16 protein-coding genes are annotated in these 18638 nt (G+C 33.2%); 6 read left to right on the forward strand and 10 right to left on the reverse strand.

The window, feature by feature from the left end:
* Positions 1–6: 6 nt before the first annotated feature.
* Positions 7–1317, forward strand: coding sequence for an amidohydrolase family protein (locus GQ40_RS05845; RefSeq protein ID WP_047551547.1), 1311 nt, complete (start codon positions 7–9; stop codon positions 1315–1317).
* A gap of 77 nt (positions 1318–1394) precedes the next feature.
* Here GQ40_RS05845 and GQ40_RS05850 read toward each other — a convergent pair whose 3' ends face one another.
* Both GQ40_RS05850 and bcp read right to left on the reverse strand, forming a co-directional pair.
* On the reverse strand, positions 1395–2198 hold the full coding sequence (locus GQ40_RS05850) for a DUF6503 family protein (protein ID WP_047546596.1): 804 nt from the start codon (positions 2196–2198) through the stop codon (positions 1395–1397).
* A gap of 132 nt (positions 2199–2330) precedes the next feature.
* Entirely contained in the window at positions 2331–2786 is a 456-nt protein-coding gene (gene bcp, locus GQ40_RS05855; protein WP_047546598.1) for a thioredoxin-dependent thiol peroxidase, read from the reverse strand.
* Between the two features lie 35 nt (positions 2787–2821).
* Here bcp and GQ40_RS05860 point away from each other — a divergent pair, with 35 nt between their 5' ends.
* Positions 2822–3478, forward strand: a complete 657-nt coding sequence (locus tag GQ40_RS05860; RefSeq protein WP_047546600.1) for an endonuclease III domain-containing protein — start codon at positions 2822–2824, stop codon at positions 3476–3478.
* A gap of 263 nt (positions 3479–3741) precedes the next feature.
* Here GQ40_RS05860 and GQ40_RS05865 read toward each other — a convergent pair whose 3' ends face one another.
* Complete coding sequence (locus GQ40_RS05865) at positions 3742–4326, reverse strand: RNA polymerase sigma factor (protein ID WP_047546602.1); 585 nt, start codon at positions 4324–4326, stop codon at positions 3742–3744.
* Between the two features lie 231 nt (positions 4327–4557).
* On the opposite strand from GQ40_RS05865, the gene uvrA reads away from it, so the two are divergent.
* On the forward strand, positions 4558–7341 hold the full coding sequence (gene uvrA, locus GQ40_RS05870; protein ID WP_047546604.1) for an excinuclease ABC subunit UvrA: 2784 nt from the start codon (positions 4558–4560) through the stop codon (positions 7339–7341).
* 3 nt (positions 7342–7344) lie between these two features.
* On the opposite strand, the gene GQ40_RS05875 is transcribed toward uvrA, so the two are convergent.
* Both GQ40_RS05875 and GQ40_RS05880 read right to left on the reverse strand, forming a co-directional pair.
* Positions 7345–7869, reverse strand: coding sequence for a hypothetical protein (locus tag GQ40_RS05875; protein ID WP_047546606.1), 525 nt, complete (start codon positions 7867–7869; stop codon positions 7345–7347).
* Between the two features lies 1 nt (position 7870).
* Complete coding sequence (locus GQ40_RS05880; RefSeq protein ID WP_047546608.1) at positions 7871–8968, reverse strand: DUF3667 domain-containing protein; 1098 nt, start codon at positions 8966–8968, stop codon at positions 7871–7873.
* 278 nt (positions 8969–9246) lie between these two features.
* Here GQ40_RS05880 and GQ40_RS05885 point away from each other — a divergent pair, with 278 nt between their 5' ends.
* Entirely contained in the window at positions 9247–9933 is a 687-nt protein-coding gene (locus tag GQ40_RS05885) for a hypothetical protein (RefSeq protein ID WP_047546611.1), read from the forward strand.
* Positions 9934–10120: 187 nt separating this feature from the next.
* The gene (locus tag GQ40_RS05890) at positions 10121–11335 is read left to right on the forward strand and encodes a hypothetical protein (RefSeq protein ID WP_047546613.1); all 1215 of its coding nucleotides are present in this window, start codon (positions 10121–10123) and stop codon (positions 11333–11335) included.
* Between the two features lie 120 nt (positions 11336–11455).
* Here the strand turns inward: GQ40_RS05890 and GQ40_RS05895 are convergent, their stop codons facing one another.
* The 5 genes from GQ40_RS05895 to GQ40_RS05915 form a co-directional block, all read right to left on the reverse strand.
* Complete coding sequence (locus GQ40_RS05895) at positions 11456–12658, reverse strand: polysaccharide biosynthesis C-terminal domain-containing protein (RefSeq protein WP_316931461.1); 1203 nt, start codon at positions 12656–12658, stop codon at positions 11456–11458.
* Between the two features lie 14 nt (positions 12659–12672).
* A complete protein-coding gene (locus tag GQ40_RS17890; protein ID WP_316931462.1) occupies positions 12673–12915 on the reverse strand; it encodes a hypothetical protein in 243 nt (80 codons plus the stop codon).
* Positions 12916–12983: 68 nt separating this feature from the next.
* Positions 12984–14267, reverse strand: coding sequence for a glycosyltransferase (locus tag GQ40_RS05900; protein WP_047546616.1), 1284 nt, complete (start codon positions 14265–14267; stop codon positions 12984–12986).
* A gap of 456 nt (positions 14268–14723) precedes the next feature.
* A complete protein-coding gene (locus tag GQ40_RS05910; RefSeq protein WP_047546620.1) occupies positions 14724–17162 on the reverse strand; it encodes a YfhO family protein in 2439 nt (812 codons plus the stop codon).
* Positions 17163–17275: 113 nt separating this feature from the next.
* Positions 17276–17554 (reverse strand): DUF4834 family protein, encoded by a 279-nt coding sequence (locus GQ40_RS05915; protein ID WP_047546621.1) that lies wholly within the window; start codon positions 17552–17554, stop codon positions 17276–17278.
* Positions 17555–17656: 102 nt separating this feature from the next.
* Here GQ40_RS05915 and GQ40_RS05920 point away from each other — a divergent pair, with 102 nt between their 5' ends.
* The gene (locus tag GQ40_RS05920; protein WP_047546623.1) at positions 17657–18637 is read left to right on the forward strand and encodes a transporter; all 981 of its coding nucleotides are present in this window, start codon (positions 17657–17659) and stop codon (positions 18635–18637) included.
* The last annotated feature ends 1 nt before the right edge of the window (position 18638 follow it).

Consider the following 18638-nt stretch of genomic DNA (forward strand, 5'->3'; position numbering starts at 1 on the left):
ATTAAAATGAAAACAATTAATATCAAATTTTTGCTGATTGCTGTTCTGGGTTTCACAATGAGTTTCGCTCAGCAAACTCCAGCGCCAAAGCAAAGTCAATCTATTGCAATCACAGGTGCCACTGCACACGTTGGTAACGGAGAAGTTATTGAGAACAGCATTATTATTTTTGAAAATGGTACGCTTAAAACGGTTTCTGATATGACAATCGTGAAGGTGGATTTATCTAATATGAAAGTTATTGATGCCAATGGCAAACATGTATATCCTGGATTTATCGTGCCTAATTCTACTTTAGGTCTAGTTGAAATTGATGCAGTTAGAGCAACAGATGATGAGTCTGAGATGGGATCCTGGAATCCACACATAAGAAGTCTAATTGCTTATAATGCAGAGTCTAAAGTTGTAGAATCCATGAGGCCAAACGGAGTCTTATTAGGGCAAATCGTGCCTCGTAGCGGGCGAATTTCTGGTACATCCTCTATCGTACAATTTGATGCCTGGAACTGGGAAGATGCTGTTATAAAAAAAGATGATGGCATACACATGAATTGGCCAAACAGTTTTAGTAGAGGTCGTTGGTGGTTGGGTGAAGATCCTGCCTTGAAATTGAACAAAGAATATGATAAACAAGTTACTGAAATAGCAGATTACTTTAATGCCACCAAATCTTATATGGCTGGAGATAGATCTTCTAAGCATTTACCTTATGAAGCTACGAGTGGTTTATTTAATGGATCAAAAACACTTTTTATACATGTAGATGACGAGAAAAGTATTACAGATGCTGTAAATTTTGTAAAAGAAAATAATGTGACAAAAACTGTGATTGTTGGTGGTTATGAAGCACATAAAGTAGCAGATTTACTGAAACGTAATAATATTTCAGTATTGTTAAAACGTGTACACTCAAGACCAGAACTTGTAGATGACGATTATGATCTTCCTTTTAAATTAGCTAAACTTCTAACCGATAAAGGTGTAACAGTAGCTTTAGAAACTAGCGGTCAAATGGAACGTATGAATTCCAGAAATCTCCCCTTTTATGCTGGGACGACGGTGGCCCACGGTTTAACAAAAGAACAAGCACTGCAACTCATTACTTCAAATACTGCAAAAATATTGGGTATCGATGATATGTACGGAACGTTAGAAACGGGAAAAAGTGCTACCTTATTTATTAGTGAAGGTGATGCATTAGATATGCGAACAAACATTTTGACGCACGCTTTTATTGATGGTAGAGAATTAAGTTTAGAAACACATCAAACCGAACTCTGGCAGCGCTATTCAAATAAATTAGGATCTGAAGATTAAAAAATAGTTCTATTGCATATAAAAAGACCTGCTAATGAAGAATAGCAGGTCTTTTTATTTGTGATTAAATCTCTGTTTTACTTTACAAACTCAGCATTTTCTGGTTTCACAAAAGAAGAAGCTCCTTTAGAATCTGAAGTTAATACCACATTGGTAAAATTTACATCATTACGTTTTGTAGATGGTAGATTATTCTCAGTTTCATACCAGGTCATACGTTTTGGTAGTTTTAATCCATTAACATCTTGCCAATCTGTATATCTAATAAAATGCCATTCTTTACTTTTTTCGTTGGTAAAATAGGTTACAGTATAACCTAACCAAGTCATTTTCCCTGTTGGAGCATCATAATATATAATGTACTCATCCTCTGGAGATTCTCCTACTCCTTTTTCATATGAAATCTTAATTCCAGGATATGCTCTTCCTTCAAATGTCAATGGTTCAACATCCTCATAAACAATTCCATCATCAGCCAATACAAAGGGCATAGCATAAAAATAAAACATTAAATTATAATAAAACTTTGGGTTTCCCTTATAAGGCGTATTATCTTTATTTTGAATCCATACATCATCTCCATCGTATCCAATAATATGCTTGGGCATTTCAATTATAGAGTATCTATTATGCAAATCTGCAGTTGTGATTTCATCACCAGTTTCTTTTGGCATGGTAAATTTAAGAGTCTGCATTTTTTGCCAATTTTCTAAACCTCCATGTGTTTCAAATATTTTAGAAATATTTTCTGGGTAGATACTTGTAGTAATTTCTAATTTTTCTTCGGAATAATCGATACTCTCGACTGGTTCTTGTGTTTTATTGTCTTTACAGGAAACAATTATCAAGAAAAGGATAAATAGTAAGCTTTTGAATTTCATTTGGTTGGTTTATAAGATTAGTGTTATATAAATTATTCGATTAAGACGAAATTATAAAATCATACTTACAATAGCATCCAAAACAATAGTTATAATGAATAAAACAAATTGATGAAAAATACCTCAAAGAGATTATTCTGTTAATATTTGAGCTGTATGATCTTTGGTTTTTACTTTTGAAATAACATCTTCAATAATTCCATTCTCGTCAATGATAAACGTAGTTCTATGGATGCCATCATATTCTTTTCCCATAAATTTCTTTGGTCCCCAAACTCCAAAAGCTTCAATTACAGACTTATCTTCATCTGCTAATAATGGATATTGGAATCCGTACTTGTTTTTAAAGTTTGACTGTCTCTTTGCGCTATCTGCACTCACTCCTAAAATCTCATACCCTTGAGCCTTAAAACGATCATAGTTATCATTTAAATTACAAGCTTCTGCTGTACAACCTGGTGTACTTGCTTTAGGGTAAAAAAATACTACAAGTTTTTTTCCTTTATAGTCTTTTAAGGAAATTGTACGTCCTAGTTCATCTTCTGCTGAAAAATTTGGAGCTTTATCTCCTGCTTTTAATTCTTTCATAATTACTAACTTTGGTTTTAGTAAAAATACAATATATGACTAAGCAAGAAAAGGTAGATTTTGTTATTAATACGTTAAAAGAACTGTATCCTACAATTCCTGTTCCTTTAGAACACAAAGATCCTTACACTTTATTAATTGCTGTATTGATGTCTGCTCAAAGTACAGATGTTAGAGTAAATCAAATTACACCACTCCTATTTGCTAAGGCAGATAATCCTTATGATATGATCAAATTATCTGTCGAGGAAATTCGTGAAATCATAAAACCAGTAGGTCTATCTCCTATGAAAAGTAAAGGTATTTACGGTTTATCCCATATTTTAATTGATAAGCATAACGGTGAAGTCCCTCAAACTTATGAAGATCTGGAAGCATTACCTGCTGTTGGTCACAAAACCGCAGCGGTGGTATTGTCACAAGCTTTTGGGATTCCTGCGTTTCCCGTAGACACTCATATAAATAGATTGATGTATCGATGGAATCTCACTAATGGAAAAAACGTTATACAGACAGAAAAAGATGCAAAACGCCTATTTCCGAAGGAGATATGGAACGACTTACACTTACAGATTATTTGGTACGGAAGGGAATATTCTCCAGCCAGAGGTTGGGACTTAGATAAAGATGTGATTACAAAAACAATTGGAAGAGCTTCTGTTTTGAAAGATTATTATGCCAAGAAAAAATAATTCAGAAGAAAAAAAGGAATAAAAAAAGTCCCGAAGACTAACGATTCGGGACTTTCTTAAATTTAGTTTTGAAGCGCTTCAAACTTCAAATTTTTATAATGTATAACACTTAAAGCCTTGCTGTAGTTCAAAAGAAAATCCACTGTCTCTTCTTTTGGATTTAAACTGTTCTGTTTCGGAGTACATTCTGAGTAAAGTTTTGCCATTTTACGTTTTTTAGTTTGTTATAATCCTTAAAACGCAACAAAACTTACATTATTGTATCAATTTGTTAAAATGATATTATTTTTGTCGATCACTTTACGCAAGTTAATAAGAGCATAACGCATTCTTCCTAATGCAGTATTGATGCTTACTCCAGTTTTGTCAGATATTTCCTTAAAGCTCATATCCTTATACATACGCATAATTAACACCTCTTTTTGGTCTTCAGGAAGTTCTTCAATGATGCGTCTTAGATCACTTTCAACTTGATCTTTAATTAGTTGCTTTTCAGCATTTAACGAAGAATCACCTAACACCGAAAAAATATTGAAGTCACCAGAATTGTCAAACTTTGGCATTCTATTATTTTTCCTGAAATGGTCTATTACCAAGTTATGTGATATTCTCATGACCCAAGGTAAAAACTTACCTTCTTCATTATATTTACCAAGTTTTAGGTTTTTGATAACCTTGATAAATGCATCCTGAAAAATATCTTCGGTGATATCTCTATCAAATACTTTAGAATAAATAAAACTGTAAATTCGTTGTTTGTGTCTGTGGATAAGAGTTGATAGAGCGCTTTCGTCTCCATCCATGTAGTTCCTAACTAAAACAGCGTCTGTGATAAGTTCGTGTCTCATAATTATTACTTTAATGGCAAAGAATTTAATCTTAGCTTGGGGGTTAAATTTTAAAGTAATCTTATGTTATAGGCAACTCGGTTTTAACTGTTTATGTTTCCAAATATAACAATAATCATTCCGAAATTCCAAAAAAACCCATCAAACTTTAACATTTAAATCATTATTAATGCATTTTCTATGCTCTAATAAAAGACTTATCTTTGCACATTCTTATTCGCAAAAACACCCATGAGCACTAATATTCTAGACTTAAACCCAAAAGAAAACATCATAATCAAAGGTGCAAAATTGCACAACTTGAAAAATATTGATGTGGTCATACCAAGAAATAAACTGGTAGTCATTACTGGTTTATCAGGTTCTGGAAAGTCAAGTTTAGCTTTTGATACGTTGTACGCTGAGGGACAAAGACGGTACGTAGAAAGTTTATCAAGTTATGCACGTCAATTTCTTGGTAGATTAAACAAACCTAAGGTGGATGTAATTAAAGGTATTGCTCCAGCAATAGCCATTGAGCAAAAAGTAAATAGTACAAACCCACGTTCTACCGTTGGTACTACAACAGAAATTTACGATTATCTCAAGCTTTTATTTGCAAGAATAGGTAAAACATACTCGCCAATTTCGGGAGATTTAGTAAAAAAACATCGTACAAAAGATGTTTTGGATTTAGTGAAATCTTTTGATGAAAGAGAAAAATTACTGCTTCTCTCACCTATTATTTTGGAAGAAGGCAGAACGATGGAAGACAAACTAAACGTTTTAAAACAACAAGGTTATGCCAGAGTTCAATATAAAAATGAGGTACTTAGAATTGATGATGCGGTAGAAAAAAACATTAAAAAAGATGTTTATTTAGTTGTTGACAGAATCATAGTTAAAAACGAAGAGGATTTTTACAACCGATTGGCAGATGCAATTGAAACTGCATTTTTTGAAGGAAAAGGAACAGCAATTATAGAATCGCTTTCTAACAATAAAAAAACCGAATTCAATAATAAGTTTGAGCTGGATGGGATGACTTTTTTAGAGCCTAATCCACATTTATTCAGTTTTAATAATCCATATGGAGCATGCCCTAAATGTGAAGGTTATGGCGATGTGATTGGTATTGATAATGATTTGGTAATCCCAAATACAGCATTATCTATTTATGAAAATGCGATTTTCCCTTGGCGTGGAGAAAGTATGAGCTGGTATCGTGACCAATTGGTCAATAACTCACATAAGTTTGATTTTCCAATACACAAGCCATTTTTCGAATTAACTTCGGAACAGCAACAACTCATTTGGGACGGTAATAAATATTTTGAAGGACTAAATTCTTTTTTTGAAGAATTAGAATCTAAAGCTTATAAAATCCAGAATCGAGTGATGTTGTCTCGCTATCGCGGAAAAACAAAATGTACGGTCTGTAAAGGAAAACGACTTAGAAAAGAAGCCAATTATGTAAAGGTTGCCAATGTAACGATTACAGATTTGGTAGAAATGCCTTTAGATCAACTCGCAAATTTCTTTAAGCAGTTAGAACTTGATGATTACGACACAACAATTGCCAAACGCCTTTTAAAGGAAATCAATAACCGACTAGCCTTTTTAAGCAACGTAGGCTTAGATTATTTGACTTTAAACCGAAAATCAAACACGCTTTCTGGTGGTGAAAGTCAGCGAATTAATTTGGCTACATCTCTCGGTAGCAGCTTGGTAGGCTCTATGTATATTCTTGATGAACCAAGTATTGGTTTGCACCCTAAAGATACCGAAAAGCTTATAAAAGTTTTAATCGCACTTAGAGATTTAGGAAATACGGTTATCGTTGTAGAACATGATGAAGACATCATGAAAGCTGCCGACGAAATCATAGACATTGGTCCAGAAGCTGGAACATTTGGTGGTGAAGTTGTGGCTACAGGAACATTTAAGGATATTCTGAAATCGAACTCATTAACCGCTCAATATCTTAATGGTAAGCTGGAAATTGAACTTCCGAAGAAAAGAAGAGAAAGCAAATACCAAATAGAAATCATTGGCGCAAGAGCTAATAACCTGCAAAATATTGATGTGACGTTTCCGCTAGAGATGTTAACCGTTATCACTGGTGTTTCCGGAAGTGGAAAAAGCACATTGGTCAAAAAAATAGTCTATCCTGCCATACAGAAAAAATTAACCGGATTTGGAGATAAACCTGGGCAATTTTCAAAATTGAAAGGTAATTTTAAAAATATCAAGCATATTGAGTTTGTGGACCAGAACCCGATTGGTCGCTCTTCACGCTCAAATCCAGTAACTTACATTAAAGCATATGATGATATTAGGGCTTTGTATGCCAATCAAAAACTAAGTAAAATAAGAAATTATCAAGCCAAGCATTTTAGTTTTAATGTAGATGGTGGTCGTTGTGAGACCTGCAAAGGAGATGGCGAAGTGACTATTGAAATGCAGTTTATGGCAGATGTGCATTTAATCTGTGAAACTTGTAACGGTAAACGCTTTAAAAAAGATGTTCTTGAAGTGACTTTTGAGGGCAAAAACATTGATGATGTTTTAACGATGACGATTGACGATGCAATTTCGTTTTTTGAAAAGCACAACGTCACCAAAATAAAAACCAAATTACAACCATTGCAGGATGTAGGTTTAGGCTATGTGGCTTTAGGGCAGAGTTCGTCTACGTTATCTGGTGGTGAAGCGCAACGTATTAAATTGGCTTCTTTCCTCGGAAAAGGGAGCAAAAGTGATAACGCGCTGTTTATTTTTGATGAGCCAACAACGGGTTTACACTTTCATGATATTAAAAAATTACTGAAATCCTTTCAGGCTCTAATCAAAAAAGGGCATTCGATTATTGTGATTGAACACAATTTAGATTTAATAAAATGTGCCGATTACATTATTGATTTAGGTCCTGGAGGTGGCATAAAGGGCGGTCAATTAATAGCTGCTGGAACTCCAGAGGAAATTGTTAAAAATAAAAAATCGATTACTGGTCAATACTTAAAAGACAAAATTTAAAATTTATAAAGAGTCTTTAATTTTAAGAAGGTTGGTTTCAATCATCTTCCCTTTTTTTATTTCCACATACGTGTCTTTGGTTAATTCATACCTACCGTTTGTATAAGAATATCGAGATGTGATGAAACTAGAACCATCAATGGCTATTCCTGTATTTATAAAATCGTATCCATCCTCTACCTCAATTAAATCTCTAAAAGCGCCTTTTAAGTTTCCAATATTTTTATAATTATCATTGATTACATCATATTGGAGAATGTAATAGCCACATTTAGATTCTGTTTTACAAGCTTCAACTTCATAAACCATTAATTCTTTTAATTGGTCATGGTTAAAATCAAATAAATAATATCCTAGCTTAGGTTCTATTGTATCCAGAGAATCTATTATTCTTTTTAAATGTAGATTTTGAATCTTTTTAGAAGCTATAAGTTCTGTTTTAACTATGACCTTATCTTGTTTTTCAGAACTATCCTTACATGAAAATAATGAGAGTACTATAATTAAAAAGCTTGTATATCTCTTCATATTAATAAATCATAAATGACAGTAATCCTATTATTATGGCAGCTGTTGGAACCACCATTATCATAAATGTAAACGTTGCGACACTACATTTAAAATAACTTAAAAACCAGCCTTGTCCATAAAAACGCTTGAGTGCAATTAGAAGATAAAAAAATGTGGATAACGCTATTAACCAATCTATCCAATCTGGAATATCCCAAAAAAGATTGACTCCAAAAATAATGCTAAAAACTGTAAACAAAAACGAAAAATAATAAAAGGAAAACACCAAATGATGTGCATATCTTCCTTTATTGAAATAAAGTACTTTTATAATGAATGCAAAAATTGGAAGCAAAAAGAAAAGTGCTATCGGTATCGTATCGTAGAAAGCCTTTAAAATATTACCACCATCTCTAGTTTTGTGAAATTTTAGAAGTTGACCGTACAGTTTTTTCTTAAACCAACTATCCCCTTCTCTCATTCCCATTGCATAATAAAGCTCTTCATCTGAGGCATTAGTCTCAATTAAAGAATCGATTTCCCGTTCGCCATAATCAAAACTCAAAATACCATTTTTTCCATTATCTTTTTGAGCTACAATAGAATCTAATTTTTCTTCATCTAATCCTGTGATCCACTTATTATTCTTAAGTGCTTTCTTCACTTCTAACATTGCAATTGAATCTTTTTCCCTTTTTTCAATTGCGCTAATAGAATCTTTCTTTTTCTGCTTTACAGAGTCTTTTATCACAGTAAACTCTTTTGGCCCTAAGGATTTTCTTATTTCCTTGTTTATTGCTTCTGCTTGCGTTCGTGCTGTGAATGAAAATATAAAAAAGAATACTACGGTAATGAACAGATACATTTGCGCTGGATGCAAGTATAGCAGACGCTTACCTTCCAGAAATTTTTTGGCCAAATAACCTGGCTTAATCATCAATGGAACGAAACTCTTGAAAAACCGAGCATCAAACGAAAAGTAATTGCTAATAGTGTTGTAAAACAAAACTCCAATGGTAAGCTCTTCATTTACTTTTTGTCCGCAGTTTGGACAAAATTGAAACGCTTCATTTAATTCAGATTCACAATTTTTACATTGTTTAGATTGATTCTCCATTTAGACAAGTTGGTTGGTACAATAAAAGTAGTAAAAAAATTGATTTTTTGGCGTTTTTACATTTCCGAAGAAAACTAAGAAATCAATCAATACTATTAATGAAAAAACCTAATATAAATGTCTTCGGAAATAAAGATCTTACATATTTAGATTCAAGTATTTAAAAGTCAAACACTTATGATTTTTGGCACGCAAATTGGTTTAGTACAATCAAATAGCTAAAGTCGAAAAATTTCTAAATGAGTTAGAAATGAAGACACATCTAAAAACCTATAATTATGAAAAAGCAAGTACTTTTTTTAGCAGCTGTGTTAATTGGATTGACATCTGCAACAGTAAATGCAACAGGAGATGTTGTACAAAATGGGGAAGATTTTAATAATGCACGCTATCGTTTTGCAGAACCAATTGTGTTTTTTGAGCGAGGTGTAGAATTTTTGATTTTTCCTGATGGAAGTTTTGATTTCAATACAGAAATTCAAAACAATGTTACCAACACTTATTATAGAACACCTCGAACACGACGAGGTTCTGTAAATACTACTTATGGTGTTCCAGGAGCTTCAAGAGATATTCATTTTGGGTCTAGATCAAGTGGTGTTATTATAACACATGATTTTGAAGGTAAGGTGAGAAGAATTGGTAATGTATTTATCAATTATGATAGAGAAGGTCGTATTAAAAGAGCTGGATCTGTTTATATGAATTACCAACGTGGTAATGGTTTACTTCGTCAAGTTGGCGGTTTGAGAATTAACTATAATCACTGGGGAGAAGTTGTGAACTATAGCGGTTTTGTTAACCAAAGTAATGCAACACTCAATTATGGATTAGGATCTGCTTTTAATCAAAATCATTACGATAACCATAACGGTTTTGACGGGAATTTTGATGAAGATTATTACTACTATAGAAAAGATGGTAAAGTAAAAAAAAAAAAGAGCAAAAAAGATAAGATAAATTAATGTATTGATTTTTGTTAAGTGTTCACTTTAAAGTGGCATATATAAAATCCCGAAGGTTTCCCCAAGCCTTTGGGATTTTTAATTAATTTAAAACCCAATTCACTTACAAACAGCGTATTACATATGTTTTATGATTTTTGGCACGCTAATTGTTTTATATAAACTGTAATCAAAAAAACCTATAATTATGAAACGATTAATATCATTATTTGCTGTTTTGCTCCTGGTAGGAACAACAGCACAAGCAACAACCACCAACACAGTAAATACAAATTCATCAAACAACTATGTTAGAGGTTATGGTAATTCTTTCATATTTGTAGAAGGCGGAATTGAGTTTTCAGTCTTTCCAGATGGTCAATTTGATTTCTTTATGCAAAATTATGGACCAGATGTTAAAGTAGCTATAAATACACCTGGTGTATCCATTAGTTTCAATTCTGGTTATGATTATAATCCTTATGTTCAATATGATGATTTTGGAGCAATAATTCAAATAGAAAACACGCCTATCTTTTACGATTATTATGGTCGTGTAACCCAAATAGGAAACATTAATGTAAACTATAATTCTTATGGTCGCATTACACGTCTAGGAGGTTTATATGTTCACTACAATAACTATAGAGCATTCTCCCATTGTTCTGGATTCATAAATGTTTATAACAGAGCTTACGTGTATAGACCTTGGCACACGTATTACGTTGTACCACCGGTAAATTATTGTGTTGTTTATGCAAGACCTTACAGACAATTTTATACTCCAGTAAGACACACCTATTACAGACCTTATAGAGATAATTACAGACAACCTGTTAGAGTCAATAGCAGACGAGGAGCAGTTGCAACAACTGGCAGAAGAAATTCAACCATTAGCAATCGTTATAGACAAGATGCAACTCCTAGAAGTGGCGATACAAGAGGGAATAGAGCTGTTTCAAGTACATCGAGACGTGGTGGAGACAGAAGTATATCTTCAACATCAAGAACAACTCGTAATAATGATAGATCTACAACGTCTTCTTCAAGAACCATTAGAGGTAATAATACAAAAGCAGTTGGAGCGAAAAGAGGATCAACTTCAACACCTAGAGCTACAAGAAATACAACGGTAAACAATAGAAATAGTAGAGCTACAAATTCTAGAAAGCAAACATCTAGAAATGTTAACAATTCATCTAGGACCATTTCTCAAAATAAGGCGACAAATAGAGCAGTTAGAAAAAATACGAGTATTAGAAAACCAAAAGCACAATCTTCTCGTATATCAAGTAACAAGCGAAGTACTACTTCAAGAAAGGCAACACCTTCTAGAAGTCAATCGCAAGTAAAAGCATCAAGTTCAAGAACATCTACTAAAGGTAGAAGTTCTGGAACGAGCAGATCAAGATCTCGCTCATAACATATAAATTTTTTGGTTGGTTAGTAGAACGTCCCATAAGCAGTATGCCTCAAAGCACCTTATGGGACTTTCTCATTTCAAATTTCTGCGGAAACAGGATTTTTTTTTGATTTAAACCAATTAGGCTTTAAATCTTGTATATTTTTTTATCGCTTCGGAAATATCTTCGGAAACATTCATCTTGAAAATTAAAAATCCATAAACTACTCCTATAGCTAACGATTTCAGAATAATATTCACATATGGATTAAACGGAAACTCCCAAAAGTAGAACCCTCCAACTAAGACTATTAAAAGTATGGTGATTTTTAAAGTTTCCGAAGTAAAAGGAAGCATATTAAACTTTCTCTTCACGAAAATAATCTTGATGGTATTATACACTATTATCGCAATAAAAGTGGCTATTGCAGATCCATTGATGCCATACAAAGGGATCAAAACCATATTGAGAATGATGGCCATAACTGCTAAAACAACTCCAAAGACGAGCACCATTCTATAATAGTCGCTGTTAAACAAAATAGCGTTGTTGTTACCCAAAAGGTTATCATAAAGTTTGGCTAGACTTATAAGAAAAACTACGATTAATCCACCACTAAATTCCGAAGGAATAATCTCATAAAGTTCATTAATGTTCAAAACGATTAGCAAAAATATGAATCCGCTAACAACATAAAGCGTCAAAGAACTTCTTTGATATAAATCCTTTAAAGCTATTTTATTTTTCTCGTTTAAATATTGTGCTGTAAGTGGTAATAGTATTTGGTGCATTGAACGTTGTGGTACCGCAATAACTGTGGCAATAAATACTGCAACACTATAATAGGCTACTTTTTCTATTTCGATATAATTATTGAGCATAAATTTATCGAGGTCCAAAATAATTGTAGAGACCGAACCTGCAATAATGATTAGGGAAGAGTACTTTAAAATAGAATTGATTTTTTCAATTTTATCAAATCTAAAAACGGGAAGCCTTCTACCAAAAGCATGAAACATCATGATCAATGCTCTTAATATATAAATCCCAACGATACCCATCATAAATTGATCAATGTTAATGATTTTAAAATAGACCAAAAACAATAATAGCATCGCTCCCACTCTATGAAAAACCTCCTTCATAAAGTTCCCGAAAACGGTTTGCATTTGCACTTTTACCCAAGCATAAAATACTTCAAAATAAGCCATTGATAAGGCTGTGAGAAATATATACCAAAGGTAATCTCCCACAATTTCATTTTTTGTTGTTAACAGATCTGCGATCACACCATAAGCCAAATGTCCAACTATAGCTAAAGGAATTGAAAGTAGAATAGGCAAAAACAGCATTAGCGTTAAAAAGCTATTGAGCGAATTTTTGTTTTAAACGTAGAGTAAAATTTTACAATCGTATTGTGAGTTCCAAATGCCAATAAAGGCATCATAATATTTGCTGCAGATAATATATACGCTACAAGACCATAATACTCATCACTAATAAAATTAGTATAAAGAAATAATGTACTTATAGCACCTAAACCAAAACCAAGATAGGTTGTAACTGTGTTTCTAAAAGATTGATTAACTACAATTCCCATAGATTTAAAATTGTAATGGATTATGCTCTAACTTCAAAAAATCTAAAAAATTTGCTTTCATTTTTAATCTATGGCGCTAATAAGCTTGACAATTTTTGAGTTAGCGATTTTCTACTGTATTGCTCCAAACCAATAGCCTTTACAACTAAATCATTACTTTTATAAGCCTCAAAATACGACAATATTTGTGATTTGATGCGCAGCTTCTCATCGTAGAAAAAATAGTTACCAGTATTTGTATTTCTTAAAATCGTTTCAACATCTGTATCTTTTGGACCAACTGCAATTATTGGAGTTCCCGAAGCCATATATTCAAACAATTTTCCTGGAATAATCACTTTTGTGTCCTGAGAATTAATTTCAACCATAAGTAAGACTCGCGAAGCCATTTGTGCTTTCACAGCTTCTTTATGTGACACATAACCCAAATTATTAATGTAAGATTGCAAATCAAATTCTTTGAGTGTTTGCAATACATCCTCACTTACAACACCAATTAATTTTAGTTCAAATTTTCTTCTAAAATCTTCATTATCGTCAATAAGCTCTTTCAAAGAAGTCCACAATTGCTTTGGGTTTCTTTCAGATAATAATGAGCCAATATGTGCTAAAGTAAATTTTTCGTCCTTTTCTTGTCGTTTCACATTATGGTTATCATAACCATTGGTGATAACGGTAATTGGTTGTTTTGTTTTTGCTAAAAACTCTTTTTTGGTGTTTTCACTGGTAACGATAATTTGATCTGCAGTTTGCAACACTTGTGCTTCTAAAATCTTATGTTTTTCTTCTGAAGATTTAGACAGCTTCAACTCTCTATGGTAGCCAATCGTTGTCCACGGGTCTCTAAAATCTGCCAACCATTTTACCCCTAATTCTGCTTTAAGCTGCAATCCAATAAGATGTAAACTATGAGGTGGACCAGTAGTAATTATAGTTTCAATATGATGTTGTTTGATATAATCGCTAAGAAATTTTACCGACGGTTTTACCCAATTTTTTCTCGCATCTGGAATAAAAAAATTACCTCTCACATATAACATCAAACGTTGCACAAAGCTTTGCTTTTTTTTCTTCGGAATAACACCAGAGCTAATCTGTTTAGAGTCTTTTTTTGAAAGGAAATTTGCAAACCGATAAGGCTCGCTAATGGGTTGTTTGATGATTTTAATTTCCGAAGAAATCTCATTCAACAAACTCTCGTCGATAATAGGATAACTTGGATTTTCTGGACAATACACAATGGGCTCAACACCAAACTCAGGTAAGTATTTTACAAACTTTAACCATCGCTGTACTCCTGGACCTCCTGCTGGTGGCCAATAGTATGTGATAATTAGGGTTTGATTTTTCATAGTTTAACAAAAATTTCTTCCAATGATACCATATAAAGCTGCAATCGTTAACAAAGGACGAACAACTATAAGATTTGAATACCTTAAGTGAAAATAAAAATTGTTATTGTTCCAGTTATTTTTAGTCCAGATTCCATCAAGAGGCTCCTTTCTTATAGAAATATTAAAAGGTTCTTTCTTAAAAAATAAGTTTGATAGTTTCATAATCCCTTTAATTAGAATTAAAGTCATAAATGGTGAAAAAGTCATTAATATCAATTGATATTTACACAGAAAATTCCAACCAAAAAACTGCATTACAAAACCTAACCAACCAATTGAAAAGGTGATTTTAAAAAATAGCAAAAAATACTTTTTGCATTTTATATCTTCGGAAAAGAAAACAATTAGAAAACTAAAAATTAAAAATATAATAATTAGCATATAAAAGTAAACTTCTGAGAGTGTCATAAAAGTTTAATTAGTTTTAGTTTCTTTCTTCCTAAACCAAAACCAAACTCCACCAATTAACAATAACCCAAACAAAACTGAACTCCCAAGGGAAATCATACTTCCGGTTTGTACTACTTGTGGTTCGAATTTAAATTCGATGTCATGGTTTCCTGCAGGAATTTGCAAACCTCTTAATGCATAATTGACACGTTGTATTGGTGCTTCATTACCATCAATGGTTGCTATCCAACCGTTCCCGTAGTACATTTCAGAAAATACTGCGAAACCATCATTGGTATTTGATGATTTGTAATTGAGCTTATTAGGTTGATGCGCTGTTAAGGTTATAGTTGCTGTAGAATCCACATTAAATCGCTTAGTTGATAATTCTTGAGCTGTTGTCACCGCTTTTATTTTGGTTTGCAAACTATCCAAAGCTTTAATTTCTTCATTTGCAGACTCTAGTTTTTCTATTTCAGCAACAAACCAAGCATTACCATTGGCATCTTCATTGACATAAGGAAACACCTGCCCTTGCTCTTCTGCAATGAAATATTTGGTGTTGAGCATGTTGAGTACGTTCATGTTATTTCGAGAAATATGAAAATCAAACAACTCATCAAAACGTTTCAATTTTGCTGCGTGATAACCACTCAATGAATTATGAAAATAAGCTGCTCTTGCTGGAGCTCTGCTCCCTTCCGAAGAAATATCAAGTACCCTAAAATAGTCTTTATCCTGTAAAATTTCGGTATCTGCTGCATTGGCAATGTAAGGTTGATCTACTTTTGAAGCAGACACAAAATTATCTGTATTGACGTAACGTCTATCTACTCCAACCAAATCAAATAAAATCAATATTGCAAAAATACCAACGACTACAGTTTCGGAAAATTTCTTCTTGATGAACATAAAAATCGTTCCTGCAGACAGCAATACTAAAATTAAAGTTCGCAACGTGTCTTGGGTAAAAAATGCTTTTCTATCTTCTTTAAGTGCATCGATGTAGCCTTGACCGTATTCACCGTAGGCTTGTCTGTAGTAGCCATCGTTAGCACCGACGAATTCAAAAAGTGTAGATTTAAATAACAAAAATATTAAAGCTAAACCTCCTGCAATTCCCAAAGAAATTTTGAGCGCTTTAAGTTTCTTTTCATCTTTATCAAAATCGTTAAATAGTTTCACCAACCCAAAAATCGCCAGAACAGGAATACACAATTCTAAAATTACCTGTATTGAACTTACTGCTCTAAACTTATTATATAAAGGCACATAATCGATAAAAAAGTCGGTTAGGAAGCCAAGGTTTTTTCCGTAGGATAATAAAAGGGATAAGATTGTACCACCAACAAGCCACCATTTTAGTCGACCTCTTACCAAAAACAAGGCAAATACAAATAAGAAAATGATAACTGCTCCAACATAAGCAGGTGCTTCTACAATGGTTTGTTCTCCCCAATATGTTGGTGTTTGTTGTGATTCTTGTAAAGCTTGAGTTGGACTCGCTCCTATATTTCTAAAAAACTTATAAACCTCTGAGTCTTTACCAACATCTTCTCCGCTTCCACCTCCCAAAAATCTTGGGATGTACAGGTTGAAAGTTTCTGTGAGCCCATAGCTATATTCGGTAATGTAATCTTTGCTCAAGCCAGATGTTACTTCTTTTGGGGAGCCATCTGGGTTGATGGTCAGTTCGCTTTGACCACGGGTACTTTCTGTAACATATTCTTGGGTTGCCATTATGTTTGTAGCATTAAGACCTATTGCGATAACAAGCGCAACGACCATTAACCCTACAGATTTAAAAAAGTGGGGCAACATTTTTTTTCTGAATGCGTCTATTAAATAGGCAATCCCTAAAACGAGTACCAACAGCATTAAATAATAGGTCATTTGAAAATGGTTGGCGCCAATTTCTAAACCTAAGGCGACTGCTGTAAGAAGAAAACCACCAATATATTTCTGTCGAAATGTGAGTACAATACCTGCTAAAACCAAAGGCATGTATGCAATAGCGTGAGCTTTACTGTTATGCCCAACACCCAAAATAATAATGAGATAGGTTGAAAACCCAAACGCTAATGCTCCCAGAGCAGCGAGTTTAAAATCAACTTTCAAGCACAGTAATAATATGTAAAATCCTAAAAAATAAATGAAAAGATAATCTGCTGGACGCGGTAAAAATCGCAATACCGAATCTACTTTCTTGATATAATTGTGAGGATAGCGAGCTCCTAACTGGTAGGTTGGCATTCCGCCAAAGGCGCTATTGGTCCAATAGGTCTCTTCACCGGTTGTAGCCTTAAACTCTTTTTGCTGCTCTGCCATACCAATATAGTGCATGATATCGCTTTGCTTTATTTTTTTTCCCTGTAAAACCGGACTAAAATATGCCAATGAAATTACCACAAAACCAATAAGAACTAAAATATGTGGTAAGAATTTTTTAAATGAAAAGGTCATGAAATTCTTTTAAATGAAATGATAGTGAAATGTAGTTATTTTTTTGATAAAAACTCAACATACGTGAGCAAAATCAAATCAATAAAAGAGGTTTTAGACATTTGAAAAACGAATTAATCTATTTCTTCATAATCAATATATTCACCTACTTTTTTGTTAGATGATGAGTCCTTATTTGGTATTTTATCAATAACTGTCTCTCCCTCTTTTTCTTTGGGACGTTGCTGCTGCTGCTGTCTAAACTGGCCTTCAAATTTTTCCTGCATTTTTTTAGACATGTAGCGCATCAAATATGGAGCGAACAAGCGAGTAAAGATTTTTATACCATAATATATCAAGAGTATGATAAGAATGGTTCTCAAAAAACCATATAATGATGCTTCCTGTAACATTAAATAAAATTTTTTCAAAAATACAATTATCTCTATATAATTACTCTTATAAATACTTAAAAATTATATAAAATCTCTATATTTGACTTAAATCGATAACCTATGAAATTAACCAAAAAAGCTTTCTCTTTTATATTTTTTATTAGCGTTCAGCTCACTTTTGCCCAATATACAGAAGTTATAAATTCAAATAGACCTGGAGTTTCTAAGAGTGCTTTTTCCGTAGGAACAAATGTTGCACAATTAGAAGTTGGACCCTATATAGTTAAAGAAGAACACACACCTCTCAAATATGATGTATCTGGTTTTGGAGTAGATTTTACAGCACGTTACGGGTTGCTTTTTGAACAATTGGAACTTAACATTGAAGGGACATATCAAAACGACACGTTTACAGATAACCGTTCTATTATTTCTTCGGAAGATAAACGGTCTAACTTCAAGCAATTTACAATTGGAGCTAAATATCTGGTTTATGATCCCTACAAAAATGCGGAAGAAGAAAAGCCAAATCTGTACAGCTATCATGCCAACCGTTCCTTTAAATGGAAATCGTTAATTCCCGCAGTTGCAGTTTACGCTGGCGCAAATTTTGATACAAAAAACAATCCATACACAGCGCCAGGTATTGAAGGCTTTAGCCCTAAAATAATGGTTGCAACACAAAATAATTTTTCTGGAGGTTGGGTTTTAGTCACCAATTTTATAAAAGATAGAATTGGTACCGATTATTCAGATTTCACATACATTCTAACCCTTACACATAGCTTTAGTCCGCAATGGGTGATTTTCGCAGAAACACAGGGAATTCAAAGTGATTTTTATGCAGATAATTTATTTCGATTTGGAGGTGCTTACCTTTGGAGCAAAGATTTTCAATTAGATACTGCTGTCACCTTTAACAGTAAGGATACACCTTCGGTTTTTGGTGTTAACTTCGGAATGTCCTATCGATTCGATTTCCACGTTGACAAAGAAGACAATGGCAATTCGAGAGAAGATGCCGACAAAAGAAAACCTAATAAAAAGGGTAAAGGAAAAAATAAGAGAACAGACGACTTTGATGATGACGGAAGCCTTTAAG

Origin of the sequence: Psychroserpens sp. Hel_I_66, from assembly GCF_000799465.1 — a bacterium.
Taxonomy (GTDB): Bacteria; Bacteroidota; Bacteroidia; order Flavobacteriales; family Flavobacteriaceae; genus Psychroserpens.

Bases quoted from the DNA above. Each gene is read 5' to 3' on its own strand.
- GQ40_RS05845 (WP_047551547.1), top strand. From the start codon at position 7: ATGAAAACAATTAATATCAAATTTTTGCTGATTGCTGTTCTGGGTTTC.
- GQ40_RS05850 (WP_047546596.1), bottom strand. From the start codon at position 2,198: ATGAAATTCAAAAGCTTACTATTTATCCTTTTCTTGATAATTGTTTCC.
- bcp (WP_047546598.1), bottom strand. From the start codon at position 2,786: ATGAAAGAATTAAAAGCAGGAGATAAAGCTCCAAATTTTTCAGCAGAA.
- GQ40_RS05860 (WP_047546600.1), top strand. From the start codon at position 2,822: ATGACTAAGCAAGAAAAGGTAGATTTTGTTATTAATACGTTAAAAGAA.
- GQ40_RS05865 (WP_047546602.1), bottom strand. From the start codon at position 4,326: ATGAGACACGAACTTATCACAGACGCTGTTTTAGTTAGGAACTACATG.
- uvrA (WP_047546604.1), top strand. From the start codon at position 4,558: ATGAGCACTAATATTCTAGACTTAAACCCAAAAGAAAACATCATAATC.
- GQ40_RS05875 (WP_047546606.1), bottom strand. From the start codon at position 7,869: ATGAAGAGATATACAAGCTTTTTAATTATAGTACTCTCATTATTTTCA.
- GQ40_RS05880 (WP_047546608.1), bottom strand. From the start codon at position 8,968: ATGGAGAATCAATCTAAACAATGTAAAAATTGTGAATCTGAATTAAAT.
- GQ40_RS05885 (WP_047546611.1), top strand. From the start codon at position 9,247: ATGAAAAAGCAAGTACTTTTTTTAGCAGCTGTGTTAATTGGATTGACA.
- GQ40_RS05890 (WP_047546613.1), top strand. From the start codon at position 10,121: ATGAAACGATTAATATCATTATTTGCTGTTTTGCTCCTGGTAGGAACA.
- GQ40_RS17890 (WP_316931462.1), bottom strand. From the start codon at position 12,915: ATGGGAATTGTAGTTAATCAATCTTTTAGAAACACAGTTACAACCTAT.
- GQ40_RS05900 (WP_047546616.1), bottom strand. From the start codon at position 14,267: ATGAAAAATCAAACCCTAATTATCACATACTATTGGCCACCAGCAGGA.
- GQ40_RS05910 (WP_047546620.1), bottom strand. From the start codon at position 17,162: ATGACCTTTTCATTTAAAAAATTCTTACCACATATTTTAGTTCTTATT.
- GQ40_RS05915 (WP_047546621.1), bottom strand. From the start codon at position 17,554: ATGTTACAGGAAGCATCATTATATGGTTTTTTGAGAACCATTCTTATC.
- GQ40_RS05920 (WP_047546623.1), top strand. From the start codon at position 17,657: ATGAAATTAACCAAAAAAGCTTTCTCTTTTATATTTTTTATTAGCGTT.